Source organism: Pseudoxanthomonas sacheonensis (assembly GCF_031455975.1).
In the GTDB taxonomy this organism is placed as follows: domain Bacteria; phylum Pseudomonadota; class Gammaproteobacteria; order Xanthomonadales; family Xanthomonadaceae; genus Pseudoxanthomonas_A; species Pseudoxanthomonas_A sacheonensis_A.
This window is the reverse complement of sequence record NZ_JAVDTT010000003.1, coordinates 100037-125462: the sequence shown is the minus strand read 5'-3', so window position 1 is coordinate 125462 and position 25426 is coordinate 100037. Positions and strand designations below refer to the sequence as shown.

26 protein-coding genes are annotated in these 25426 nt (G+C 64.0%); 19 read left to right on the top strand and 7 right to left on the bottom strand.

What is annotated here, in order from left to right; translation table 11 throughout:
- Positions 1-14 precede the first annotated feature (14 nt).
- From lepA to recO, 6 genes are all read left to right on the top strand, one after another.
- Positions 15-1808, top strand: coding sequence for a translation elongation factor 4 (lepA, locus tag J2W94_RS12630; RefSeq protein ID WP_310093940.1), 1794 nt, complete (start codon positions 15-17; stop codon positions 1806-1808).
- Positions 1809-1954: 146 nt separating this feature from the next.
- Complete coding sequence (gene lepB, locus J2W94_RS12625) at positions 1955-2782, top strand: signal peptidase I (RefSeq protein WP_310093937.1); 828 nt, start codon at positions 1955-1957, stop codon at positions 2780-2782.
- Between the two features lie 29 nt (positions 2783-2811).
- Positions 2812-3225: a DUF4845 domain-containing protein gene (locus tag J2W94_RS12620; RefSeq protein WP_310093935.1), complete on the top strand. Its 414-nt coding sequence runs from the start codon at positions 2812-2814 to the stop codon at positions 3223-3225.
- Entirely contained in the window at positions 3221-3898 is a 678-nt protein-coding gene (gene rnc / locus J2W94_RS12615) for a ribonuclease III (RefSeq protein ID WP_310094868.1), read from the top strand. Before J2W94_RS12620 ends, rnc begins: the two co-directional genes overlap by 5 nt.
- Positions 3895-4818 carry a GTPase Era gene (era, locus tag J2W94_RS12610; protein WP_310093934.1) on the top strand — a complete coding sequence of 308 codons (924 nt, stop codon included), beginning with the start codon at positions 3895-3897 and terminating at the stop codon, positions 4816-4818. Before rnc ends, era begins: the two co-directional genes overlap by 4 nt.
- Positions 4819-4867: 49 nt before the next feature.
- Positions 4868-5599 (top strand): DNA repair protein RecO, encoded by a 732-nt coding sequence (gene recO, locus J2W94_RS12605; RefSeq protein ID WP_310093932.1) that lies wholly within the window; start codon positions 4868-4870, stop codon positions 5597-5599.
- Between the two features lie 69 nt (positions 5600-5668).
- Here recO and J2W94_RS12600 read toward each other — a convergent pair whose 3' ends face one another.
- Positions 5669-6343 (bottom strand): response regulator, encoded by a 675-nt coding sequence (locus J2W94_RS12600; protein ID WP_310094866.1) that lies wholly within the window; start codon positions 6341-6343, stop codon positions 5669-5671.
- Positions 6344-6428: 85 nt separating this feature from the next.
- On the opposite strand from J2W94_RS12600, the gene J2W94_RS12595 reads away from it, so the two are divergent.
- From J2W94_RS12595 to J2W94_RS12545, 11 genes are all read left to right on the top strand, one after another.
- Positions 6429-8453 carry a hypothetical protein gene (locus J2W94_RS12595; RefSeq protein WP_310093930.1) on the top strand — a complete coding sequence of 675 codons (2025 nt, stop codon included), beginning with the start codon at positions 6429-6431 and terminating at the stop codon, positions 8451-8453.
- Positions 8454-8468: 15 nt separating this feature from the next.
- Complete coding sequence (locus tag J2W94_RS12590; RefSeq protein ID WP_310093928.1) at positions 8469-9095, top strand: YdbL family protein; 627 nt, start codon at positions 8469-8471, stop codon at positions 9093-9095.
- Between the two features lie 196 nt (positions 9096-9291).
- Positions 9292-10635: a 23S rRNA (uracil(1939)-C(5))-methyltransferase RlmD gene (gene rlmD, locus J2W94_RS12585; protein ID WP_310093926.1), complete on the top strand. Its 1344-nt coding sequence runs from the start codon at positions 9292-9294 to the stop codon at positions 10633-10635.
- Positions 10636-10642: 7 nt separating this feature from the next.
- Positions 10643-11176, top strand: coding sequence for a CYTH domain-containing protein (locus J2W94_RS12580; RefSeq protein WP_310093924.1), 534 nt, complete (start codon positions 10643-10645; stop codon positions 11174-11176).
- Positions 11177-11188: 12 nt separating this feature from the next.
- Entirely contained in the window at positions 11189-12196 is a 1008-nt protein-coding gene (gene nagZ, locus J2W94_RS12575; protein ID WP_310093923.1) for a beta-N-acetylhexosaminidase, read from the top strand.
- Positions 12196-12753 (top strand): hypoxanthine-guanine phosphoribosyltransferase, encoded by a 558-nt coding sequence (locus J2W94_RS12570; protein WP_310093922.1) that lies wholly within the window; start codon positions 12196-12198, stop codon positions 12751-12753. The genes nagZ and J2W94_RS12570 overlap by 1 nt, the downstream gene beginning before the upstream one ends.
- Positions 12754-12756: 3 nt before the next feature.
- On the top strand, positions 12757-13503 hold the full coding sequence (locus tag J2W94_RS12565) for an S-methyl-5'-thioinosine phosphorylase (RefSeq protein WP_310093921.1): 747 nt from the start codon (positions 12757-12759) through the stop codon (positions 13501-13503).
- A 90-nt stretch (positions 13504-13593) separates the two neighbouring features.
- Positions 13594-13800 carry a cold-shock protein gene (locus tag J2W94_RS12560; protein WP_093279745.1) on the top strand — a complete coding sequence of 69 codons (207 nt, stop codon included), beginning with the start codon at positions 13594-13596 and terminating at the stop codon, positions 13798-13800.
- A gap of 245 nt (positions 13801-14045) precedes the next feature.
- A complete protein-coding gene (locus J2W94_RS12555) occupies positions 14046-15281 on the top strand; it encodes an FAD-dependent oxidoreductase (protein WP_310093916.1) in 1236 nt (411 codons plus the stop codon).
- 131 nt (positions 15282-15412) lie between these two features.
- Positions 15413-17074, top strand: coding sequence for an acyl-CoA dehydrogenase family protein (locus tag J2W94_RS12550; RefSeq protein WP_310093913.1), 1662 nt, complete (start codon positions 15413-15415; stop codon positions 17072-17074).
- Positions 17074-17565, top strand: a complete 492-nt coding sequence (locus J2W94_RS12545) for a L,D-transpeptidase family protein (protein WP_310093910.1) — start codon at positions 17074-17076, stop codon at positions 17563-17565. The genes J2W94_RS12550 and J2W94_RS12545 overlap by 1 nt, the downstream gene beginning before the upstream one ends.
- A gap of 64 nt (positions 17566-17629) precedes the next feature.
- Here the strand turns inward: J2W94_RS12545 and fabR are convergent, their stop codons facing one another.
- A complete protein-coding gene (fabR, locus tag J2W94_RS12540) occupies positions 17630-18280 on the bottom strand; it encodes an HTH-type transcriptional repressor FabR (protein WP_310093907.1) in 651 nt (216 codons plus the stop codon).
- A 101-nt stretch (positions 18281-18381) separates the two neighbouring features.
- Between fabR and J2W94_RS12535 the strand changes: the two genes are divergently transcribed.
- Together J2W94_RS12535 and J2W94_RS12530 are read left to right on the top strand one after the other, a co-directional pair.
- Positions 18382-19485, top strand: coding sequence for a ferredoxin reductase (locus J2W94_RS12535; protein WP_310093904.1), 1104 nt, complete (start codon positions 18382-18384; stop codon positions 19483-19485).
- Positions 19486-19493: 8 nt separating this feature from the next.
- Positions 19494-20621 carry a fatty acid desaturase family protein gene (locus J2W94_RS12530; RefSeq protein WP_310093901.1) on the top strand — a complete coding sequence of 376 codons (1128 nt, stop codon included), beginning with the start codon at positions 19494-19496 and terminating at the stop codon, positions 20619-20621.
- A gap of 111 nt (positions 20622-20732) precedes the next feature.
- Here J2W94_RS12530 and J2W94_RS12525 read toward each other — a convergent pair whose 3' ends face one another.
- From J2W94_RS12525 to J2W94_RS12505, 5 genes are all read right to left on the bottom strand, one after another.
- Positions 20733-21188, bottom strand: coding sequence for an REP-associated tyrosine transposase (locus J2W94_RS12525; RefSeq protein WP_310093898.1), 456 nt, complete (start codon positions 21186-21188; stop codon positions 20733-20735).
- A 192-nt stretch (positions 21189-21380) separates the two neighbouring features.
- Positions 21381-23204, bottom strand: coding sequence for an ABC transporter transmembrane domain-containing protein (locus J2W94_RS12520; protein ID WP_310093892.1), 1824 nt, complete (start codon positions 23202-23204; stop codon positions 21381-21383).
- The gene (locus J2W94_RS12515; protein WP_310093889.1) at positions 23201-23794 is read right to left on the bottom strand and encodes an IMPACT family protein; all 594 of its coding nucleotides are present in this window, start codon (positions 23792-23794) and stop codon (positions 23201-23203) included. Before J2W94_RS12515 ends, J2W94_RS12520 begins: the two co-directional genes overlap by 4 nt.
- On the bottom strand, positions 23791-24810 hold the full coding sequence (locus J2W94_RS12510; protein ID WP_310093886.1) for a hypothetical protein: 1020 nt from the start codon (positions 24808-24810) through the stop codon (positions 23791-23793). The genes J2W94_RS12515 and J2W94_RS12510 overlap by 4 nt, the downstream gene beginning before the upstream one ends.
- Positions 24807-25325: an RNA polymerase sigma factor gene (locus tag J2W94_RS12505; protein WP_430540616.1), complete on the bottom strand. Its 519-nt coding sequence runs from the start codon at positions 25323-25325 to the stop codon at positions 24807-24809. The genes J2W94_RS12510 and J2W94_RS12505 overlap by 4 nt, the downstream gene beginning before the upstream one ends.
- Between the last annotated feature and the right edge of the window lie 101 nt (positions 25326-25426).

Below are 25426 nucleotides of genomic sequence, written 5' to 3'. Positions count from 1 at the left end.
TTGCGGCCGCCCCCATGCAGCACATACGTAACTTTTCAATCATCGCGCACGTCGACCACGGCAAGTCCACCCTGGCCGACCGCATCATCCAGCTTTGCGGCGGCCTCGAAGCCCGTGAAATGGAAGCGCAGGTGCTCGATTCCAACCCGATCGAGCGTGAGCGCGGCATCACCATCAAGGCCCAGTCCGTCTCCCTGCCGTACACGGCCAAGGACGGGGTCGTCTATCAGCTGAACTTCATCGATACCCCCGGCCACGTGGACTTCAGCTACGAAGTCTCGCGCTCGTTGGCCGCCTGCGAAGGCGCGTTGCTGGTCGTCGACGCTGCTCAGGGCGTGGAAGCCCAGTCCGTGGCCAACTGCTACACGGCGGTGGAGCAGGGCCTGGAAGTGGTGCCGGTGATCAACAAGATCGACCTGCCTACTGCCGATATCGAGAAGGTGAAGGCCGAGATCGAGGCCGTGATCGGCATCGACGCCGAGGACGCCGTGGCCATCAGCGCCAAGACCGGCCTCAACGTCGTCGACGTGTTGGAAGCCATCGTCAAGCGCATTCCGCCGCCGCAGCCGCGCGACACCGACAAGCTGCAGGCGTTGATCATCGATTCCTGGTTCGACAACTATTTGGGCGTGGTCTCTCTGGTGCGGGTGATGCAGGGCGAGATCGTGCCCGGCACCAAGATGCTGGTCATGTCCACCGGCCGTACCCATCTGGTCGACAAGGTCGGCGTGTTCACCCCCAAACGCAAGGAGCTGAAGAAGCTCGGCGCCGGCGAGGTGGGCTGGATCAACGCTTCGATCAAGGACGTGCACGGCGCGCCGGTCGGCGACACCCTGACCCTGGCCAGCGATCCGGCGTCCAAACCGTTGCCCGGCTTCCAGGAAATGCAGCCGCGCGTGTTCGCCGGCCTGTTCCCGGTGGATGCCGACGACTATCCGGACCTGCGCGAGGCGCTGGAAAAGCTGCGCCTGAACGATGCCGCGCTGCGCTTCGAGCCGGAAAGCTCCGAGGCCATGGGCTTCGGCTTCCGCTGCGGCTTCCTGGGCATGCTGCACATGGAGATCGTGCAGGAGCGCCTGGAGCGCGAATACGACCTCAACCTGATCAGCACCGCGCCTACCGTGGTCTACGAAGTGCTGAAGACCGATGGCACCATTCTCAGCCTGGACAATCCGTCCAAGCTGCCGCAGACCAACCTGATCGACGAAATCCGCGAGCCGATCATCCGTGCCAACGTGCTGACCCCGCCCGATTACGTAGGCAACGTCATCACCTTGTGCGAGGAAAAGCGCGGCCGCCAGATCAGCATCAGTTACATGGGTTCGCAGGTGCAGATCAGCTACGAGCTGCCGATGGCCGAGGTGGTGCTGGATTTCTTCGACCGGCTGAAATCGGTGTCGCGCGGCTACGCCTCGCTGGATTACCACTTCCTGCGTTTCGAGGCCGGTCCGTTCGTGCGTGTGGACACGCTGATCAACGGCGACAAGGTCGATGCGCTGTCGTTGATCGTGCACCGCCAGTACGCCGACCGCCGCGGCCGAGAACTGACCGAGAAGATGCGCGAACTGATCCCCAGGCAGATGTTCGATGTGGCCATCCAGGCCGCTGTGGGCGCGCAGGTCATTGCCCGCAGCACGGTCAAGGCGATGCGCAAGAACGTGCTGGCCAAATGCTATGGTGGCGATATCAGCCGCAAGAAGAAGCTTCTGGAAAAGCAGAAGGAAGGCAAGAAGCGCATGAAGCAGGTGGGCAGCGTGGAGATCCCGCAGGAAGCGTTCCTGGCCGTATTGCAGATGGACAACAAGTGATTTCCACCCTTCTCCCTTTTGGGAGAAGGTGCCCGAAGGGCGGATGAGGGTACGGCGAAGTCCGGATGGCTAAACCATCGTGACTTCGCCGTACCCTCACCCCAACCCCTCTCCCGGTGGGAGAGGGGCTTATCAACGGAGTGTGTATGGTCTGGTTCGAAACAATCCTGGTAGTGCTCACCCTGCTGACCGGTTTCATCTGGCTGCTGGACAAGCTGTTCCTGGCCAAGCGCCGCGCCGCACGCAGCGGTCTGCTGGACGACGAGCCGGTGTTGGTCGACTATTCGCGCGCATTCTTCCCGGTGCTGGCCATCGTGCTGATCCTGCGCAGCTTCATCGCCGAGCCGTACAAGATCCCGTCGGCCTCGATGATGCCCAACCTGCTGATCGGCGATTTCATCCTGGTCAACAAGTTCGCCTACGGCCTGCGCCTGCCGATCAACAACAAGAAGTTCATTTCCATCGGCGAACCCAAGCGCGGCGATGTGGTGGTGTTCAAGCCGCCGCACGACCCGGAGAACAACTGGATCAAGCGCGTGATCGGGCTACCAGGCGACCGCATTTCGTTCCAGGGCAACACCCTGACCGTCAACGGCCAGGCCATGACTTACAAGATGCTGGGCACTTACACCGGTCGCGGTGTGGCCCAGGGTACCGATAGCGCGGCGTTGCTGGAAGAAGATCTGCCGGGTCGCACCCACAAGGTGCTCGAAGGACTGGATAACCTGGTCGGCGCCGGAGAGTGGGAAGTGCCGGCTGGGTACTATTTCGTGATGGGCGACAATCGTGATAATAGCGAGGACGGCCGTCTCTGGCCGGAGGTCAGCCCGAAGGACGGTTCGCCGATACCGAACCACAACTTCCTGCCGGAGAAGGACCTGCGTGGCAAGGCGTTCCTGATCTGGCTGAATTGTGAAGGCTGGTTCTGCAAGGGGAGTTTCGATGCGTCCAGGATCGGAACCAAGATCCAATAACCAAGTTGTCTGACCCGGGGGATAGGCATATGAATCGCAATTTGAAAATTGGCAATCTGCAACCGAAACGCAAACAGGGCGGCATCACGCTGATGAGTTTCGTTGTGGTGCTGGCGGTGGTCGGTTTCGCCGCGTATATCGGCATGAAGCTGTTCCCGATGTATCAGGAGTACTACTCGGTGCGGACCGCGGCCAAGAGTCTGGCGGCAGAACCGGGCGTGGGCGATATGGACCCTTCTAAGATCCAGGATCTGTTCTTTCGCCGCCTGTATATCAGCTACTCCGAAAACGTGAAGGCCGAGAACGTGAAGATCGAGCGGATCGACAGCGGCTGGAACCTGAAAGTGAACTACGAAGTGCGCCGTCCGCTGGTCGGCAATCTGGACGTGGTGGGCGTGTTCGACGTTTCCCAGGACCTGACTCGTCGCGGTGGCACCGATTGATCTGAAATTCCGTCACGGTGAGCTGGACAGCCACCGTTTTGCGGACCCGGGCCTGCTTGAGCAGGCCCTGACCCATCGCAGCGCCGGCGCTCCGCACAACGAGCGCCTGGAATTCCTGGGCGATGGCATCGTCAACCTGCTGGTCGCCGAAGTGCTGTTCCAGCGCTGGCCCAAGGCCGACGAGGGCGCATTGACCCGTGCCCGCGCCGAGTTGGTGCGCGAAGCCTCGCTGGCGACCATCGCGCGGCGCCTGGAGCTGGGCGCTCGCCTGACCATGGGTCCGGGCGAAATGAAATCCGGCGGTCATCGTCGCGACTCGATCCTGGCAGACGCGCTGGAAGCGGTGGTGGCGGCGATCTATCTCGATTCCGGTTTCGAGACCTGCCGCGCCGCGGTGTTGCCTTGGTTCGAGGAATCGCTGGCGGCATTGCCGGTGGGCAAACCCGGCAAGGATGCGAAAACGCGTCTGCAGGAATGGTTGCAGGGTCGGCAACGGCCTCTGCCGGTTTACGAGCTGGTTTCCGAAAGCGGCGACGATCACGCCAAGATGTTCAATGTCAGCTGCACCATCACCGATCCCACCCTGACCGCCGAAGGGGAGGGCAGCTCGCGCCGCAATGCCGAGCAGGCAGCCGCGGCCGCCTTGCTGGAAAAACTGGACATCTCCAAGTGAATACTCAAACGCCCGGCAAAGACGGCCATCGCAGCGGCAGCATCGCTGTCATCGGCCGGCCCAATGTGGGCAAGTCGACGCTGACCAATGCGCTGGTCGGGTCCAAGGTCAGCATCGTCTCCAATCGGCCGCAGACCACGCGCCATCGCCTGTTGGGCATCGCCACTTTCCCGGAAGGCCAGATCGCGCTGGTGGATACGCCCGGCCTGCACAAGCAGGAGGGCAAGTTCTCGGCCTCGGCAATGAGCAAGGTCATGAACCGCGCCGCACGCGGTGCGCTGGAAGACGTCGACGCCGCCGTGCTGGTCATCGAGGCGGGACGCTGGGACGAAGCCGACACGCTGGCCTACAACGTGCTCAGCGACACCGGCATCCCGGTGATGCTGGTGGTCAACAAGGTCGACCAGATCAAGGCCAAGGCGGAGTTGCTGCCTTTCTTGTCCAAGGTCACCGAGGAGCGCACCTTCGCCAGCGTTCATCTGGTCTCCGCGTTGAAGCGCAACGGACTGGAACAGTTGGTGAAGGACATGTTGGCCTTGCTTCCGGAAGCGCCGCCGATGTTCGGCGAGGACGAAATCACCGATCGCAGCCAGCGTTTCATGGCCGGCGAACTGTTGCGAGAACAGCTGATGCGGCAGCTGGGCAACGAACTGCCGTACGCCACTACCGTTGAAATCGAACGTTTCGCGGAAGAAGAGGGATTGCTGCGCATCGGCGCGGTGATCTGGGTCGAGCGCGAAAGCCAGAAGTCCATCGTCATCGGCAAGGGCGGCGCACGACTGAAGGAAATCGGCAGCAAGGCGCGGCTGCAGATGGAACGCATGTTCGACGCGAAGGTTTTCCTCGAAACCTGGGTGCGCGTGCGCGAAGGCTGGTCGGGCGATGCCGCCGCGCTGAAGGCGTTCGGCTACAACGAATAACGCGCGGCTGAACGGCGCTCCCGCGTTATTGCTTCTACAATCCGCGCGCATGCGCATCAACGCCGAAGCCGCCTACGTCCTGCACGCTCGCCCCTGGCGCGAGACCAGCTTGCTGGTCGAAGTGCTGGCCGAACATCACGGACGCTTGGGACTGGTGGCGCGCGGGGTGCAGGGGCCGAAGAAGCAGGTGCTGCGTGCGGCCTTGCAGCCGCTTCAGCATATCCGTCTGGACGCCGTACAGCGCGGCGAGCTCGCACAACTGGTGTCGGCCGAAGCGCTGGATGCCGCTCCCCGGCTCGCCGGCGAGGCGATGCTGGCGGCCTTCTACGTCAACGAACTGGTGATGCGCCTGGCGCCGCGCCAGGATCCGCATGGCGATCTGTACCGCATTTACGGAGAAACCCGATCGCGGCTAGGTGGCGACGATTCGCTCGCCTGGACCTTGCGGCGCTTCGAGCGCGATCTGTTGGAGTCGTTGGGCTCTGGTTTCGATCTGAGCGAAGATGCGGAGGGTGCCGCTATCGATGCGGCCGCGCGCTATCGGATAGACCCCGAGCAGGGGCCACGCCGTTTGCTCAGCGATCGCGGACGCGATGAACGGAGTACCGCGGCGACAGGCAGCGCACTGCTGGCGCTGGCTGCGGATCAGCAACCCGGCACCGACGATCTCGCCAGTCTGCGTCTGGCGTTGCGCAGTGTATTGAGCCACCACCTGGGTGGGCGAGGGCTGAAGTCCTGGGAGATGCTGGGCGAACTCGGACGGCTGAAACGACGCGAGTAGGAGCGATGTAGGAGCGACGTAAGTCGCGATGCAGGTATCAGGAAGGCTTCATCGCGACTTACGTCGCTCCTACGAAGTTCCGGATTTGTCGCCTGAAAACCGGGTATCGCGCACCGCTATCGAGAAATCAGCAAGCGTTTCCGTATCGGACAGCGATTTTTCAAGCAAAGTGGCTGTCGCATGCAAGCGCATCGCACCGACGAATCCGCTGCTGGCCTTCAATTGATGCAACACCTTCTTCGCAGCTTCCTGGTTGCCGCTCTGCAGCGACTCCTGGATTTCATCGTGTTGTCGGGCAAGCTCCTCGAGAAACATTCGGCGCAGAGTCGCAACGTGCTCCTCATTGCCGTTCAGTGCAGCCAGCGCTGTGGCCTGATCCCACAGTGGAAATGCCGCGGAGCCGCCGCCGGCTTCGCCAGTGCGGAGAGGATCGCCAGGAACCAGCCCAAGCAAGCGTCCAGCCGTTCGCCGCAGTTGTATGGCGGTCAGCGGTTTGACCAGGACCTCGTCGAATCCAGCGGCCCGTAGTCGCGCATGCAAGGCCAGCGAGTCGTCAGCCGTGTGTGCCAGCGCGGGGGTGGCGGGAAACCGCGCGCGCAGTCGCGCCAAAAGATCCATTCCGCTTCCATCCGGAAGATTGGCGTCCAGCAGCCACAGGTCATAGACGCCCTTCCGGTCCAACGCGGTGCGCATCGAATCGGCCGCATCGACTTCCGCCGGCAATGCCTGCAGCGCCGCGACCATGAAACTGCAGCTGACGGAATCGTCTTCCACCAACAGCAAGCGCGGCTTCATTCCTTCCTGATCTGACATCGTTATGCTGCCTTCCATGCCCCGCCGCATCTTACCGCTGCTCCTGCTGCCGCTGCTGACGATGCCCGTCGGTGGGCAGGCCAGGACTTTGAGCGCGCGCATCGCCAAGGTCGTCACCCCGGTAGCCAACCTGCAAGAGGTGACCGTGCGGCTGGAATGGCCGGCCGCCGCGGAAAGCGGGCAGCTCACGCTGACGGCCAGACGCATGGTGGCGCCGGACCTCGGCTATCGCTTCGATAACCTGACTTGGCGCTGCCCGCTTCAGCGAATCGCCCAGCCGCAGGGGTGGCGCTGCGAGGGGGAAATCCGTAGCGCTGGCCGCAAGCCGCTGAAACTCGGAATCGACCTGGCAACGGCCAGTACCGACGCGGTGCTGACGAGCGGCAGATCCAAGCTGGCCTTGCATCGCAACGCCGCCGCCCCCGACATCACACGCATCGACCTGACCCGTGTGCCGCTGGCGTGGGCGCAGGCACTGTTGGCGCAGGCCTGGTCCGATGCGAACCTGAAAGCCGGGCAGATGTCCGGATCGCTGAATATCCATACCCCCGACTCGCAGCCGTTGCGCGTCGAGGGTCGGCTCGCGTTCGCCGGGCTTGGGCTGGACACGCCCGATGGCAGCATCGCTGCCGAAGGGCTGGGCGCGCAGGTGGATCTGGATTACCGCAAGTCCGCCGGTCTGTCTCTGGTGACTGTGGACGGCAGCCTGCGCGGCGGCGAAATGCTGGTAGGCAACGGCTACATCGCTCTGCCGGCCACGCCGGTTGAGATCCGTATCGCCGCACGCCAGCAGGGCGAATCCGGCTGGGAAATTCCCCAGCTGCTGTGGAACGACGGGAATGCGATGCGTGCGCAAGGTTCGCTCGGCTTCGACGCGCAGACTCGCCTGCGCGATGCGGATATCCAGGTGGAAAGCGCAGATATGGCGCCGCTGCGTCCGCGCTATCTATCCGGCTGGCTGGGCTTGTTCGGCCTGAGCGAGCTGCAGTTGCACGGTGCCATGAGTGCGCAGGTGCAGATGCGGGGCGGGGAACTGGTTCGCGCCGCCGCCGATCTGCGCGAAGTGTCGGTGATCGATGCGCAGCAGCGCTTTCGATTCGATGGATTGAGCGGCACGCCGGTCTTTTCGGCTGGCGCGGCGGTCGACAGCGACTTGCGATGGCGGGGCGGCGAAGTCCACGGCCTGACCTTTGGCGCTGCGAACTTGCCGCTGGACAGCGTGGGCGGCAGCATCGGCCTGCGCGAAGCGGTCACGGTGCCGATGCTGGGCGGCGGCCTACGGTTCGAGGACATTAACCTGCGTCCCCCTGCCGGCGAGCGCGGCCTGGAGTTCGATTTCGGCCTGACCGTCGAAGGAATCGATGTGGGGCAGCTGGCCAAAGCGCTGGACTGGCCCGCCTTCCAGGGACGTCTCGACGGGCGTATTCCCAAGGCGCGCTACGCCAACGACCGCCTGGATTTCGACGGCACTCTGGTCACCCACATGTTCGACGGCACGGTGCAGGTGTCGGGGCTGGCGATGGAGCGCCCATTCGGTACGGCGCCGACGCTGTCGGCCGACATCGAGATGGACGACATGAACCTGCAGTCGCTGACCGAGGTTTTCGGCTTCGGCGAGATCACCGGCGCGTTGGATGGCAGTATCCGCAATCTGCGCCTGGTGGACTGGAAAGCGGAAGGTTTCGCCGCCGATCTGCACACCGACCCGAACTGGAAAGGCAGGCGCCGCATCAGCCAGCGCGCGGTGCAGGACCTTTCCAGCGTCGGCGGCGCCGGTGGGCTGGGCGACAGTCTGCAGGCGCAGGCCTTGAAGCTGTTCGACGACTTCGGCTATCGCCAGATCGGCATCCGTTGCAGGCTGGCGGAGGAGGTCTGCGACATGGACGGCCTTCGTTCAGCCGGTAAGGGCTTTATTATCGTGGAAGGATCAGGCCTGCCGCGCCTGACCGTGGTGGGTTTCAACCATCGCGTGGATTGGCTCACCCTGGTCGAACGACTGGTGGCGGTCACGCAGGGCGAAAGCAAACCGGTCATCGAATAATCCTGGGAGAGTGACATGCAACGTTGGTTAGGAACCTCATTCGCGGCAGCGCTGCTGCTCACGGCTTGCGTCACCATCAATGTCTATTTCCCGGCGGCCGAAGCCAAGGAAGCAGCCAAGGAGTTCGTCGATAAGGTGATCGGCGACGATGTGCCGGCTACCGACGCCAAACCCGCCCCGCAGACGCCGGGCGGCCAGGGTGCAAGCGCGTCGTTGCAGAAACCCGCTCGCCCGTTCAACTGGCTGGCACTGGTCGGCATAGGCGCCGCGTACGCACAGGAAAGCGGCGCGGACATCAACATCAGGACTCCGGCCATTCAGGCCATCCAGAGCCGCATGACGACACGCTTCCAGGCCCAGCTGGAAGCGGGCTTCGAGGCCGGCGCGCTAGGCCTGACCCGCGATGGCATGGTCGAGGTGCGCGACGCTTCCAAGCTGGCCCTGAAGGACCGAGTCGCCATCACCCAGGCGGTGGCGGACGACAATCGCGACCGCAAAGCGGTCTATCGCGAAGTGGCGGTGGCCAACGGCCATCCGGAATGGGAAAGCCAGATCCGCGGCACCTTCGCTCAGCAGTGGATCGCCAGTGCGCACAAGGGCTGGTGGTATCAGGACGCGGGCGGGAGCTGGAAGCAGAAGTAACATGCTTTTCCTTCTCCCACCGGGAGAAGGTGGCGCGAAGCGCCGGATGAGGGAGGGAGTCATCCGCGCCAAAGTTGCCCGGTGATCTGATAGTCCATTCCCTCATCCGCCCTTCGGGCACCTTCTCCCGAAGGGAGAAGGGACAAGGTCGTATCTGCGACAATACGTCCCCGCAATCGCACGCAGCCCCCGCCACGTGGCAAGACCCCGCAGCCCCCGCATCGATAAAACCCCGTTCGAAGTCCAGATCGTCGACCATAGCCACGACGGCCGCGGCGTAGCCCGTCGGGACGGCAAGACCATGTTTGTGTCCGGTGCGCTGCCCGGCGAACGGGTAATGGTCGAGCAGACCGCCAAGAACCGGCACTTCGATGAAGGCCGCATGGTCGAAGTGCTGCAGGCTTCGCCGGACCGCGTTGCGCCGCGCTGCGAACATTTCGGCACCTGCAGCGGCTGCGTGCTGCAGCATCTGGCCGAAGACAAGCAGATCCTGCTCAAGCAGCGCGTATTGCTCGAGAACCTGGAGCGCATCGGCCACGTCACTCCGCAGACTGTGTTGCCGGCGCTGACCGGCGACAGCTGGGGCTATCGCCGCAAGGGTCGTTTCTCGGTGCGACGGGTCAACAAGAAGGACAAGACCCTGGTCGGTTTCCGCGAGACCGACCCGCGTTTCGTGGCGGACCTGCGAATCTGCCACACCGTCATTCCGCAAATCGGCGAGCGCATCGAAGCGCTGGCGCTGCTGGTGGAAAGCCTGGACGCGCGCAACGATATCCCGCAGATCGAGTTCATCGCCGGCGATATCGCGCCCGATGGGAGCGGCGTGGCGTTGGTATTCCGCCACCTGAATCCCCTCAACGAGGCGGATCGGGAAAAGCTGATCGCTTTCGCGCAACAGCACGATTTCGCCTTCTACCTGCAATCCGGTGGCATCGACACGGTGGTGCCGTTGTGGCCCGGCGCGCCCAAACTGACCTTCGCTCTGCCGCAATGGGAGGTCGAACTCGCGTTCCGCCCACTGGACTTCATCCAGGTCAATGCGACCCTCAATCAGAAGATGATCGCGCGCACGTTCGAGTTGCTGGATCCGCAGCCGCAGGACCGCATCCTGGACCTATTCTGCGGACTGGGGAATTTCACCTTGCCGATGGCGCGGTTGGTGGGCGAGGTGGTGGGGGTGGAAGGCGAGGCCGGTCTTGTCGCGCGTGCGCGCGAGAACGCCGAGTGCAACGGTCTGGCCAACGCGCATTTCCACGCCGCGGACCTGACCGAAGACCAGCGCGGCACGCCCTGGATGCGGCAGGGCTTCAACAAATTGCTGTTGGACCCGCCGCGTTCTGGCGCCGACGAAGTGCTGAAACAATTGCCGCTCAAGAATATCGACCGCATCGTCTACGTCAGCTGCCATCCGGCTTCGCTGGCGCGCGATGCCGGATTCCTGGTCAAGGAACGCGGTTACAAACTCAAGGCGGCGGGGGTGATGGACATGTTCCCGCACACCGGCCATGTGGAAAGCATCGCTTTGTTCGAGATGAAGTAGAGGGCCAATGGGAATCGAGATCGAACGCAAGTTTCTTGTCACCAGCGATGCCTGGCGCGCCGCCGCGCATGAGATCGTGCCGATGGCGCAGGGCTACCTGAACGATCTGGCCATGGTCGAAGGCGGGGCGCAGAAGGCCTCGGTGCGCGTGCGCATCGAGGGCGACAGCGCCTACCTGAACCTGAAATCCCGCGAACGCGGCCACACCCGGCAGGAATTCAACTACGCCGTGCCCGTGGACGAAGCGCGGGCGTTGCTCGCGCTGTGCGTCGGCGGCCTGATCGACAAACGCCGCCATTACGTGCGCCATCAGGGCCACCTCTGGGAAGTGGACGAATTCCTGGGCGAAAACGCCGGCTTGGTAGTCGCCGAAATCGAATTGCAGCATGCCGACGAAGCCTTCGCCTTGCCTGCCTGGGCCGGCAAGCAGGTGACCGACTCGCTGCGCTATTACAATCTGGCCCTGGCGTCGTACCCGTATTCGCAATGGGCGGACGACGAACGCGCCGCCAACGACCTCGCTGTCAGCGATACTCCCTGAGGAATTCAAAGCATGCTCGTCATAGGCATTTCCGGCACCGAACTCACCGCGCAGGAGCGCGACTGGCTGCAGAACGATGCGGTGGCCGGGGTGATCCTGTTCACCCGCAACTTCGCCTCGCGCCAGCAAGTGGTCGAATTGTGCGCGGCGATTCGCGCCGCCGCGCCGCGCCCGCAGTTGATCTGCGTGGATCAGGAAGGCGGTCGTGTGCAACGCTTCCGCGACGGCTACAGCGCGTTGCCGTCGCTGGAAGGTTTCGGGGCGCTTTATGCGCAGAACCCGGAGGCCGCGTTGAAACTGGCCGAGGAGCACGCCTGGCTGATGGCCAGCGAAGTACGGGCCAGCGGCGTCGATCTGAGTTTCGCGCCGGTGGTGGATCTCGCACGTGGCAACCGCGCCATCGGCGATCGCGCCTTCAGCGCGGATCCGCAAGTCGTTGCCGCTTTCACCGGGGCATACATACGCGGCATGCACAGCGTCGGCATGGCCGCCACGCTCAAGCATTTTCCGGGCCATGGTACGGTTCTGGAGGACACGCATTTCGACGACGCGGTCGATCCGCGTTCGCTGGAGGTGCTGCGCAAGGAAGACCTGGTTCCGTTCGTCGCAGGCATCGAGGCCGGCGCCGATGCGGTGATGCTGGCGCATGTGACTTATCCGGCGGTCGCACCGGAGGCGGCGGGTTATTCGCCGCGCTGGATCAATGAAATCCTGCGTCAGGAAATGGGCTTCCGCGGCGTGGTGTTCTCCGACGATATCGGCATGGCCGCCGCGTTTTCCGCGGGCGGAGTGAAGGCGCGCATCGACGACCATCTGGACGCCGGTTGCGACGTGGTGCTGGTCTGCGCACCCAAGCTGGTCGAGGAATCCCTGCGCGCGATGGAAGGACGCAAATCCAATACCGCCGCTTTGCTCGGGCTGATGGGGCGTGGTGGGCTGGGATGGGATGGGTTGCTCGCCGATGCGCGCTACGGCGATGCGCAATCGCGCTTGCCTGCGAATGCAGGAAGCGTCGCCTGATGGCCTCGTCGCATCCGTTGTCCGCGGCTCTGGCCAATGCGGAACTCCTTGTCGACCGCGCCACGCTCGATGCCGCCATTGCGGCAATGGCGGGACCCATCGCGCGCGATTACGCCGGGGAAGTGCCGGTCTACCTGACGGTGATGCATGGCGCGTTGCCGTTCGCAGGGCAGCTGTCGCTCGAGTTGGGTGCGTTGGGGCTGGATCTGGAGTTCGACTACCTGCACGCCACGCGCTACCGCGGCGAAACCAGCGGCGGTGAACTGGTGTGGAAGCATCGCCCGGCCACTGCGCTTTATGGCCGTCGCGTATTGCTGGTCGACGATATTCTGGACGAAGGCTACACCCTGGCCGCGGTCCGCGAATGGTGCATGGAGCAGGGCGCCACCGATGTGCGTATCGCCGCCCTGGCCACCAAGCGCCATGATCGTGCGATCGCCGGTATCAGTGCCGATTACGTGGGCCTGGAGGTTCCGGACCGCTATGTGTTCGGTTTCGGCATGGACTACCACGAGCAGGGCCGCAATCTGCCGGGCATCTACGCGTTGAAGGATTGAGTGATGACTGATATCGCACTGGCGGTGATCGGCGGAACCGGCGTGTACAAGCTCGCCGACCTGCAGGACGTGGATACGCGCGAAATCGATACCGCTTTCGGCAAGCCGTCCGGGCCCGTCCGTATTGGCATGCTGCTCGGTCAGCGCGTCGCTTTCCTGGCGCGCCATGGCGAAGGCCATTCGGTGCCGCCCCATCTCATCAACTACCGCGCCAATCTGGCTGCGTTGAAGCAGATCGGCGCAAAACGCGTGCTGGCGTTGAATACGGTCGGAGGCATCAACGCTGGCTTCGGGCCGCGGGTGCTGGCTTGCCCGGATCAAGTAATCGATTACACGTGGGGCCGCATTTCGACGATTTGCGAAGAGCCGGGCAGCGATGTGCTGCATATTGATTTCGGCGACCCCTACACAACGATGCTGCGGCACAAAATCATCGCAGCCGCGCGTGTGACCGGGGTCTCATTGGTGGCGCGTGGCTGTTACGGTGCGACCCAGGGGCCGCGCCTCGAAACCAAGGCGGAAATCGCCCGCATGAAGCGCGACGGCTGCGATCTGGTGGGCATGACCGGGATGCCGGAGGCGGCGTTGGCACGCGAGTTGGGGCTGGACTATGCCTGCTTGGCCATCGTCGCCAACTGGGCCGCCGGATGCGGGACCGGCGAGGAGATCACCATGGCCGAAGTGCTCTCCAACGTGGAAGCCGCGTCCAACGGCTTGCCGGAGCTGATTGCCGAACTGGCCCGTGGGTGATTGTCAACGCGGCCCGGTCTTTGCATACTCCGCCTGTGCACGTTACGCACAGACCACACCACCCGCATCCAATAAGGAAATACCAGAGCTATGCCGTACGGTACCGTGAAATGGTTCAATGACGCCAAGGGCTTCGGATTCATCGCGCCGGAAGATGGCAGCGCCGATGTCTTTGCCCACCACTCCGCGATCAACAGCAAGGGCTTCCGCAGCCTGCAAGAAGGCCAGCGCGTCAGCTACGAGCTGACCCAGGGTCCGAAGGGCGCACAGGCATCGAACATCGAACCTGCAGCCTGATCTGAAAACTGGATTCATTTGAACCCCGCTGCGGCGGGGTTTTTTATGGGCCAAGTCGCATTGCCCATTCGGATCGTCATCCCAGCGAAAGCTGGGATCCATTTTGACTTTGCCTTGGATTGGGGCTGACTTCGACGCAAGATCAAGATGGATCCCAGCTTTCGCTGGGATGACGACGGATTGTGTCGAGGGGCGTAGCGATTTCTTCAGTAACCCGCTTTCAATTATCACCGCCGGCAAGAGCCATGACCCCACCTTTGAATATCGCCATCGTCGGTTACGGAACGGCCGGGCAGGCTTTGGCGATCCTGCTTTCGCGAGACGGACACAAGGTCGAGGTATTCGAACGTGCGGCGGAGCCGGGCCCGGTCGGCGCCGGCTTCCTGCTGCAACCGACAGGCCTGCAGGTGCTGTGGCAGATGGGTCTGCTTCCGACAGCGCTGCGCTACGGAGCGCCGGTCACGCGGCTGTATGGCGAAACGCCATGCGGACGCGGGGTCATGGACATGCGTTACCAAGGCCTCGATCCCCGGATGTACGGCTTGGGCATGCAGCGCGGCGCCTTGTTCACGCTGCTGGCCGACGCTTGGGATGGAATGGCCGGCATGCATCGCGGCACTCGCGTGACCAGCGTCGATCACGATACCGGCAGACTGTCGGACGAGCATGGTCGCAACCATGGTCCGTTCGATCTGGTGATCGCCGCGGATGGTTCGGCTTCGCAATTGCGCCAACAGGTAGCGCCGAGCCGCAGGGATCGCATGTATCCGTGGGGCGCGTTGTGGTGCCTGGTATCGCGCGGCGACTGGCCATGGCCCGACGAGCTGCGCCAGCGCTACGTGGCCGCGCGCAAGATGATCGGTCTGTTGCCGGTCGGCACCCGGCCCGGCGACGATGTGCAGCGATTGAGTTTCTTCTGGAGTCTGCCGAGATCGGATTTCGATGCATGGCAGTCGCGGGGAATGGCGGCGTGGCTGGAGGAAGTGACCGGCATCTGGCCGCAGGCGCGCGCGCGTCTGCAGGACGTCGCCGAGTGTTCCCAACTGGCCCGTGCGAGCTATCGCGATGCGATCCAGAAGGACTGGCATCGCGGGCGTCTGGTGCTGGCCGGCGATGCCGCGCATGCGATGAGCCCGCAACTGGGGCAGGGCGTCAACATGGCTTTGATGGATGCGATGGCATTGCGGGATGCGCTGCGCGACGAAACCAAGCTGGACGGCGCATTGGCGCGATACCAGCGCGTGCGGCGCAAGCACGTCTCGATCTACCATTTCTGGAGCCACTGGCTGACCCCGTTGTTCCAGTCCGACCGCGACATGGTGGCGCGAATCCGCGACGTCAGTTTCCTTCCTTTGGGAAAACTGCCCGGCGGTCGCAGCCATATGCTGCGTATCCTCAGCGGCACCCAACAGGGTTGGTTGGGGAAATATGCGTTGCAAGCGGGCTTCGTCGAGACCCTGGACAAGCACCGGTCGGAGTAGGAGCGACGTAAGTCGCGAAGTCAAATACGCGAATAGCCAAGGGTTTCGCGACTTACGTCGCTCCTACCCGTCCCCGAAAGACGCTGCATGAGGCAACGCCGGGTAGAGGCCCATATCGTTAGAATCGACGCATGGACAAGCTGCCGCCCTTCGAGACCCACCGGGTCGACAACCAGCCGCCGCCTTTCGAGCCGCGCGACTTGTGGGCGGACGATGTGGTGCTGCGTGAAGCGGTGACGCTCGAAGGCGCGGCCGCGTTCGTGCCACGGCTCTCGGCGTACGCGCACCTCGCCGGCGACGAGCTCTACCGCATCGGTTTCGATGCCAATCGCGACAAACCGCGCCTGAAGACCCACGACCGCTTCGGCCATCGCATCGATACGGTGGAATTCCACCCCGCCTATCATCGGCTGATGGAAGCGGCGAAAAGCCACGGCGTCGCCGGTCTTTCCTGGCGCGAGCCGCAACCCGGCGCGCACGTCGCCCGCGCGGTGCTCAGTTATCTGCACCACCAGGTGGAAGCCGGCACCAGCTGTCCCTTGACCATGACCCACGCGGCGGTCCCGGTGTTGCGCCGCGAACCGGCGTTGCGCGAATGGGCCGACAAAGCGGCAGCGCCTTCCTACGATCCGCGCGATCTCCCCATCGCGCAGAAGTCCGGCGTCACCCTGGGTATGGGCATGACCGAAAAACAAGGCGGCTCGGACGTGCGCAGCAATGTCACCGTCGCTACGCCGCTTGCGCGGGAAGGCGAATACGCGCTGGTCGGGCACAAGTGGTTCTTTTCGGCGCCGATGTCCGACGGATTCCTCGTGCTGGCGCAGGCGCCGGGAGGGCTGACCTGCTTTCTGCTGCCGCGTCGGTTGGACGACGGATGCAAGAACGCTTTCCGGATCATGCGTCTGAAGGACAAGTTGGGCGACTGGTCGAATGCGTCATCCGAAGTCGAATTCTGTGACGCGTGGGCGCGTCGCGTCGGCGACGAAGGCCGTGGCGTGGCCACCATCATCGAGATGGTCATGTTCACGCGGCTGGACTGCATGCTGGGCGCAGCGGCGGAGATGCGCATGGCGTTGGCGCAGGCGATCCACCATGCGCGCCATCGCGCCAGCTTCGGAAAACCGCTGATCGAACACGCGTTGATGCGCAATGTTCTGGCCGACCTGGCGCTGGAATCGGAAGCGGCGCTCGCCTTCTCCCTGCGCGTGGCGCGCGCCGTCGACGCTTCGCCTAACGACGCGAAAGAAGCCGCTTTCGCACGCATCGCTACCGCCATCGGCAAGTACTGGCTGTGCAAACGCGCGCCCGCGTTCGTCAACGAAGCGCAGGAATGCCTGGGCGGGGCGGGTTACGTGGAAGAATCGATCCTGCCGCGGCTCTATCGGCAGGCGCCGCTCAATTCCATCTGGGAAGGCAGCGGCAATATCCAATGCCTGGACGTGCTGCGTGCGCTGTCGCGAGAGCCGGGGCGCTCTACAACAGCCGAAGGCTGGTCAACCGGCGCCGCGCTGCTGAACGAGCTAGAAACCGCAACGGGACGCGATGCCGCGTTCGACGCGATCATGGCGGAACTGCGCACGCAGCTCGCATCGCGATCGGTCGACGAATTCGGCGCCCGCACGTTGGTCGAACGCCTGGCGCTGGTGCTGCAGGCGGCCGTACTGCTGAAATCCGGGAGCCCCGCAGCGACGCTGTTCGTAACCAGCCGTCTGCAGGGAAGGCATGGCCTGGCCTTCGGTACCTTGCCGGCCAGCGAGGGCGTCGACGAACTGGTAAGCCGGGCATTGCCGTGATGCGGGTAGGGCTTCTTGCTGTTTTCTCGCTGGCTATAAGCCTTCCTTGCAGCGTATCCGCAGCGCCGGACCTGGCGCCGAAGAGCGAGCAGGCCGACGCCATCCGCGTATTCAAATCCACGCGCAGGATGGAACTATTGCGCGAGGGGAAAGTGCTGCGCGGTTACCGCATCGCGCTGGGCGACGCGCCGGTAGGCCACAAGCGTCAGCAGGGCGACGAGCGCACGCCGGAAGGCGATTACCGCATCGCTTATCGCAACCCGAATAGCCGTTTCCATTTGTCGCTGCGGGTGTCGTATCCCAACCGGCTCGATCGCGAACAAGCCAGAAAGCGCGGCGTCGATCCCGGTGGCGACATCATGATCCACGGCAGCACGCCGCCGGGTTCCACGCGCGATTGGACCGACGGCTGCATCGCCGTCACCAATGCGCAGATCGAGGAGATATGGCGGCTGGTGCCGATCGGAACGCCGATCCGCATCAACCCGTAGGTCGGGGCTACGTCCCCGACGCGTGGTATTCAGAGTTTCCGTGTGTCGGGGGCGTAGCCCCGACCTACGGTTTCTCTTCGGAGATGGCCCGCGAGCCGGTCAGAATCATGCGCACCATCTGCGAAAGTTGTTCGATCAGCTCCGCATCTTTTTCCGGCGGCAGGTCCATGGCGGTGGCGCCCATGGCGAATACGAGGCGGGTGATGGCTTTGGACACCAGCGCGGGCTCGTGCAAGGTCGCGCCGTCCGCCGCGGCCAGTCGGATCAGGTCGATGCGCAATTCTTCCTCGAAGAATTCCAGTTCCCGATCCACCGCCTGCTTGAAGGCATCGGAGCCCACCGTGCCTTCGCGCAACAGCACGTGCAGCAGCTTGTCGTCGGCACGCAATTGTTCGATGAAAGCAGAAACCGAACCCCGCACGATGCTTTTGTCGGACCCGATGCGCTGGCGGGCTTCGCCGATGACCTTGCGCAGGGAGCGCCCGGCCAGATCGATCAAGGCCACCGCCAGTTCGTCCATGTCGCGGAACTGGCGATAGAAACTATTGGGGGCGATGCCGGCTTCACGCGCCACCTCGCGCAGGCTCAGCGTGGACACGCTGCGATGCGGGCCGATCAGCTTCAAAGCCGCGGCCAGCAGATCTTCGCGCGAAATCGAGGCCTTGCGGCCAGTGCTGGGGTCGCCGTCGGCGCTAACTTCAGAGTGCGGGATCACGGCGATGGGAGAGGGCTCAGGCGATGCGTGGCTGCATCATATCGATCTTGTTAATATACAGTTGTATACACGATTGTATCTGCGCCTGTATAGTGCCAGCTATGAATGCTCTCGTCCGTCCTCCCAGCGCACGCCCACGGAACAGGCTCAAACGCCTGGTTCAACCGCTGATCGTCCCGCAAGTCTTTGATTTCTGGGCATCCAAGCTGAATTCGACCTGGTCCTGGGAGCGCCCGATGGCGCGGATCATGGGCCGAAAGGCGGAATCGGCCGATACCGTCACCCTGTGGCTACAGCCCAATCGGCATTGGGCCGGTTTCCAGCCTGGACAGCATCTCAATATCAGCGCGCAAATCGATGGCGTGCGCGTGACCCGCAGTTACAGCCTCACCGATTCCTCTACCACCGACGGCCGTCTGGCCATCGCCGTGAAAGGCATCGAAGGCGGAAAACTGAGCCGCTATCTCTGCAAAAGCGCGCGCGTCGGGGAGGTGCTCGAAATCGGCCAGGCCTTCGGCGAAATGACGCTGCCGCCGTCCCCGCAGGGCAATTGGCTGTTCCTGGCCGCCGGCAGCGGCATCACTCCGCTGATGTCCATGACCCGCGCACTGGCGGCACAGGGCATGCCGGTGCCGCTGACCCTGGTGTACTGGGCGCGCACGCGCCACGAGCTCTGCTTCGCCGATGAGCTGAAGGGGCTTGCGGCGGAATACGCGAATTTCTCCGTGCATTTCGTGCCAACCCGCGAAACGGGCACTGGCGCTGAAGCGACCGGTCGCCTCAGCCAGGCATTGATCGGGACGCTGGTGGACGACTTGTCCTCTCGTCAGGTGTTCGCCTGCGGTCCAGGCGGCTTCGTCGACACCGCCCGCGGGTTGCTGTCGTCGACGGCGAAATCTTTCCATGCGGAAGCTTTTTCTCCGCCGCCGCGGGCGATCGAAGACTCGGGCAGCGTGCAGGTCACCCTGGCCTCTAGCGGCCGCACGCTCACGCTGCCGCGCGGCCAGTCGCTGTTGACCGCGCTGGAAGCCGAAGGATTCAAGCCGGCTTCCGGCTGCCGCATGGGCATCTGCAATACCTGCGCTTGTGGAAAGTCCTCAGGCGTTACCCGTCATCTGCATACCGGCGAATTGGCCCGCGACCCTGTTTCCGCGCTGAAGCTCTGCATCAGCAGCGCCAGCACCGACCTTGTGCTCGACCTCTGATGAAGACCATGAACCAGAATCCTCGCAACCGATCGCTGACCGCTCCCGAGCTCGAAGGTTTTGCCGCCGAACTGGATGCCGTGCGCGCGCGCGCCATCGCCACGCTCGGACAGCGCGATGCCGACTACATCCGCGGCATCGTCAAGGCGGTGCGCTATACGGAGATCGGCGGACGCGTGCTGCTGTTCGCCTCGTTGCCGCTGGCCTTCGCCGGTTTGTTCTGGGCGACCTGGATCGCCGGCGTATTGATGCTGGCGTTGTCCAAGATCCTGGAGAACATGGAACTGGGTCATAACGTCATCCATGGCCAATACGACTGGATGAACGACCCCCACCTCAACGGCAAAACCTACGAGTGGGACATCGCCGGCACCAGCGCCAGCTGGCGCAAGACGCACAACTTCCAGCACCACACCTACACCAACGTGCGCGGCATGGACGACGACATCGGTTACGGGCTGCTGCGCATCTTCCCGGAACAGCGCTGGCGCCCGTTCTTTCTGCTGCAGCCCTTCATCGCGGTGGTGTTCGCGCTGCTGTTCGAGTGGGGCGTGGCGATCCAGGATCTGAAACTAGGCCGCTGGTGGGCAGGCAAGACCAGCAATGCGCAGATGCGCAAGGCGTTCAAGCCGGTGGGTAAGAAGATGCTGCGGCAGGTGCTGAAGGACTACGTGGTGTTCCCGCTGCTGGCCGGTCCGTTCTTCCTGGCCGTGCTGGCGGGCAACGTGGTGGCCAACCTGCTGCGCAACCTTTGGACCTTCACCATCATTTTCTGCGGCCACTTCACCGCCGATGCGGAAACCTTTCCGAAGGAATCCATCCGCAACGAATCGCGCGGCCATTGGTACCAGCGCCAACTGCGCGGCTCCTCCAATCTGGCCGGCGGCCGATTGCTCAACGTGATGTCGGGCAACCTGAGCCACCAGATCGAGCACCACTTCTATCCGGACATTCCCGCCAATCGCTACGCCGAAATGGCACCGGAAGTGAAAGCCATCTGCGCGCGCTATGGCCAGCACTACAACACCGGTTCGTTGCCTAAACAGTTCGGTCAGGTGATATGGCGGATCCTGCGGCATGCGTGGCCGAGCCGACCGCCGCGCGTTTCCGCCGCGTTGCAGACGCAAGCCGGCTGAGCGATCGTTGCAAAGAGCTCGCGCCGAGACGGCGCTCCCACGCTAGGCGAAAGCTGGGTGGGAGCGCCGTCTCGGCGCGAGCTCTTGATCTTTACTCTTTGAGCGGTCCGATCAGACTTCCCAACGACACCACCAATACGCGTAATCGCGGAAATTCTCCGCAAGTCCGGCCCGCACGGGATTCAACAGGCAATACTCCATCTGCGCCCGCAGGGCGGACTCATCGCCTATTCCACGATCATGGTAGCCGCGTTGCCAGATACCCCCATCGGCTCCTGTGGCCTTCGCGATGGCGTGGGAGGTATAGCTTTTGAATCGATGCATAACTTCGGGAAGCAGGGATTCACCCAGCCCAAGGACCAGATGCACGTGATCCGGCATCACCACGATCGCCATAAGATCGATTATCCGTTGTTGATCCAGCCAGTGCGCGCTGCCGAGCACGGTACGTGCCGACTCGGGATCGCTAAAAAAAGCAATGCGATCACGACAACAGCTGGTCAGCAGGTAGTAGCCACCGCTCTCGGAAGTACGGCCTGTTCGGAGCTTGCAAGATGAAGACGACATGACGCCGCCGCTCGGAATAATTCGACCGGCAAAGTCTCCTATCGTCTACAGCAATGGAAAATAGGAGTATTGGCTGGCTTCCGGCAGGGATTCACTGGCGCCGATGTAAGAGCTCGCGCCGGGACGGCGCTCCCACCTCGCGCGGAGTTGGTGGGAGCGCCGTCTCGGCGCGAGCTCTTGCTTTCGGTTTGATCAATCGATGAATTGCAGTCGAGCCAGCTCGGCGTAAAGCCCATCCTGGGCGATCAATTCCGCGTGCGTGCCCTGCGCGACGATGCGGCCGCGGTCCATGACCACGATGCGGTCGGCCTTGAGCACGGTCGCCAGACGGTGGGCGATGACCAGGGTGGTGCGGCCTTGCATCAGGCGTTCCAGTGCATTTTGCACGGCGCGTTCGCTCTGCGCGTCCAACGCGCTGGTCGCTTCGTCCAGCAGTAGGATGGGCGCGTCCTTCAGCAGGGCGCGGGCAATGGCGATGCGTTGTTGCTGGCCGCCGGAGAGGCGGGCGCCGCGTTCGCCAAGTTCGCTGGCGAAACCCTCCGGCAGTTCGCGGATGAAATCGTCGGCCTCTGCCGATTCGGCGGCCGCTTGCAGCTGCGCTTCGGTGGCGTCGAGTTTTCCGTAACGGATGTTTTCGGCGGCGCTGGCGGCGAAGATCGTGGGCTGCTGCGGCACCAGAGCGATGTGTTCGCGCAGTTCGGCCGGGTCCAGTTCGCGCAAATCCACGCCGTCGATGCGAATACCGCCGGATTGCGCGTCGTGGAAGCGCAACAGCATCGAGAACACCGTGCTCTTGCCCGCGCCGGACGGGCCGACCAGCGCGACGGTTTCGCCGGGACGAACCTCCAGATCGAAGCCGTCCAGCGCGGGCAGATCGGGGCGCGAAGGGTAGTGGAAGACCACGTTGTCGAAACGGATGTCGCCGTGCAGCGGCGCCGGCAATGCGCGTGGATGGGCGGGCGCGACTATGTCCGAGGTTTCCTGCAGCAGTTCGCTGATTCGGCCCATGCCTCCGGCCGAGCGTTGCAGATCGTTCCAGACCTCGGCCAGCGCGCTGACCGAGCCACCGACGAATAGCGCATAGAAAACGAACTGGCCAAGCGTGCCGCCGCTCAAACGGCCCGCGATGACGTCATGGGCGCCTGACCAGAGCATGAGGACAAGCGCTCCGAAAATGAGCGTGATGGCTGCGGCAGTCACCCATGCTTGCGCCCGGATCCGCTTTCGAGCGGTGTCGACCGCAATATCGACTGCGCTTCCGAAGCGCGCGCTTTCGTAGGATTCGCGAGCGTGGGCCTGAACGGTCCGCACGGCGCCCAGGCTTTCGCTTGCAAGCGTGTTCGCGTCCGCAACGCGGTCCTGGCTGGCGCGGGCCGCTTTGCCCAATCGCCGACTGCCGATGATTATCGGCAGAACCGCGACGGGAATTCCCAGCAACGCGAATGAGGCCAGGCGCGGGCTTGTCACGAACAACATGACGATTCCGCCGATAAACGTGACCGTGCTGCGGAGCGCGACCGACATGCTGGTGCTTACGACATTGCGCAAAAGTTCGCTGTCGGCAGAAAGGCGCGACACCAGCTCTCCGCTTCTTGTCCTGTCGTGGAATCCCGCCCCCAGCGAGATCAGATGCGAATACAGCTTTCTTCGCAGATCGGCGACGACCCGCTCGCCGAGGAGGGAAACGAAGTAGAACCGGCTCGCGCTGGCCAGGGCGAGAACCAAGGTGACTCCAAAAAGAGCGAGGAAGGCCTGATCGACGTTCGTGCTGCTGGTGAAGCCTTGATCGATAATGTGCTTCACGGCTATCGGAAGCCGCAGCGTGGCCGCGGATGCCACCGCCAGCGCGATCAGCCAGGCGATGAATAGACCCAGGTGCTGGCGAACGAACGGCCACAGAGCACGCAGGCTGCCCAGACGTGGTTTCGGCTTGGCTGCGGCGACGACGGGAACGGACGGGGCGGAGCCCGCATCGGCGGACTCAACAGCGGTGGATTCAACAGCAGGAGAAGTCATTCAGAATCCGATTCGGCGAAGCGCACACGGTTACGGGTGGCGTCGCGCAGGTGCGTTTTCAAGGCGTCCGCGCGATCGGCGGGCAAGCTGATGCGCAGGACGGCGCCGGTTTCGTCGAAATTCTCGGCCAGTTTTTCCGCGCCGTAGACCGGCAGGGCGGCATGCACGCTGCCCAGATCGTCGAAGGCGCAGTTGAATCCGACCTCGCGCATCTCCACCAGCACGCGGCGTTCGGCCAGACGCAGGCATTCGGCAGCGGCGCCGCCGTACGCGCGGACCAGACCGCCTGCGCCCAGCTTGATTCCGCCGTACCAACGAGTGACCACCACCACGACCTGGTCGCAGCCTTGGCCCTCGATCGCGGCCAGGATCGGGCGGCCTGCGGTGCCGGCAGGTTCGCCATCATCGCTGGAGCGGTATTCCGTGCCGATGCGGTAAGCCCAGCAGTTGTGCGTGGCGTCGGGATCGGAGACCTGGGCGAGGAAAGCCAACGCGGCTTCCGGAGCGGTCGCGGGTGCGGCCTGGGCGATGAACCGGCTGTGCTTGACCTCGAGCAGATGCGTCGCCGACGTAGCCAGAGTGTCGGTCATTCTTCCAGCAAGGGTTCCAGGTCGCCCGGCACGGGTTCGCTGGGGTGGTCCTTCACGAACAGCAGCAGGCTTTGCTTGGCCGCGCCGGCGTCGCCCAACCCGTAGCGGGTGCGCACGCGCTCCAGCCATTCGTTGACCGGCAGTTGGGCGTCGTCGGAAACCGGCACCTGCAAGTCGGTGCGCTTCAGGCGCGAGCCGGTCACCTCTATACGGTCCAGTGAAGCGCCTTCCTTCTGACGAGCCGAAGCATTGGCCCGCGCCGCCTTTGCCTCGGCCAGTGCTTCGGCCCGCGGCTTTTCGGCAAGCAATCCGGCGTTGGGGACGGCACTGTCGGCCGCCGCGTCGCGCGCCGAGTACGAGTAAGCGTCGTGCGGATCCGGTGCGAAGGAAACCGAGGGTTCGGCAGCGGGTGCAGCGGCAGCCATGGCTGCAGGAGCGGGTGGGGCGGGAGGCGGAGGTGCGCCCGCGCCGAGGTTGCCGGCGACCTGTGCCTGTCGTCTGGAGGGCTCGGATGCCCGTGTTGCGGAGCGGTCGATCTGCCGTGGCCGGTCCACTCGTTGCTCCGAGGGTGGGGCCAGGTTTTTGACCGGTGGCGGCGCTTGCGCTGCCTCTTCATAGGCAGGAGCCGCCGCTGCGGCGGCGGCCTTGTCGTCCGCCATGGCGGCCTCGGGCGGCACGGAAGGGCTGCCGGGGGCGCTATCGGCCATGACGGCCTCCGGCTCGGCAGCGGCGGCAGGCATCGGCGCTTCCGCCGACGCCAGCACCGGCGCCTGCTGTAGCGGCCGCAGTTGCCAGGCGATGCCCACGGCGAAGATCACCGAGGCAGCCAGGCCCATGGCCACCGGCCAGCGCGGCTTGCGGCGGGAGGGCTGCTTGCGGTCCAGCGCGGCGTGCGCGGCGGCCAGGATCCGTGCATCCAGCGCCGTCGAGGGTTCGCCTTGCGGTCCCAGCTGCGCGGTCAGCTGCGCCAGCTCGCGCTCCTCCGGAGTCAGGGGTTCGGGGGGGTAGAATTTCATTCGCTCAATCTCGCGCGCAGCTTGTCCATCGCGTAACGCAACCGCGATTTGACAGTTTCCCGGCCTACGCCGGTGATCTCGCCGATTTCCTCCAGGGTCAGTTCCTGCTCCAGACGCAGCTGCAGCACCTCGCGCTGGTCGTCCGGAAGCTCTGCCAAGGCCATCTGCAGGCGCCGCCGTTGCTCGAAATCGGACAGGACGCGTTCGGGCGTATCCGGATCCGCCACCCTTGCGGCGCGTTCATCTCCATCCGCCGGCGCGGGTGGCCGGTGCTTGAGCGCCCGCCAGTGGTCGGTGAGGCGATTGTGCGCGATGCGGAATAGCCAGGTCGTGAAGGCCGCTTCCGGTTTCCAGCCCTCGCGCGCGGTGATCACCCGCTGCCAGATGTCCTGGAAGAACTCGTCCGCCAACGCCTGATCCCGCAGCTGACGCAGCAGGAACCGGTACAGGCGGGTACGGTGGCGCGCGTAAAGCTGCTCGAACGCTGTCATATCGCCGCCCGCGTAGGCCAGCATCAGCGTCTCGTCTGCAGGTTCTGAGAAGTCGTTCACCCTGGCAAGCGTAAGGCTTGGGCCACAATCCGCATAGCCACGCGCACGGTTGCGGGCTGGCCGCC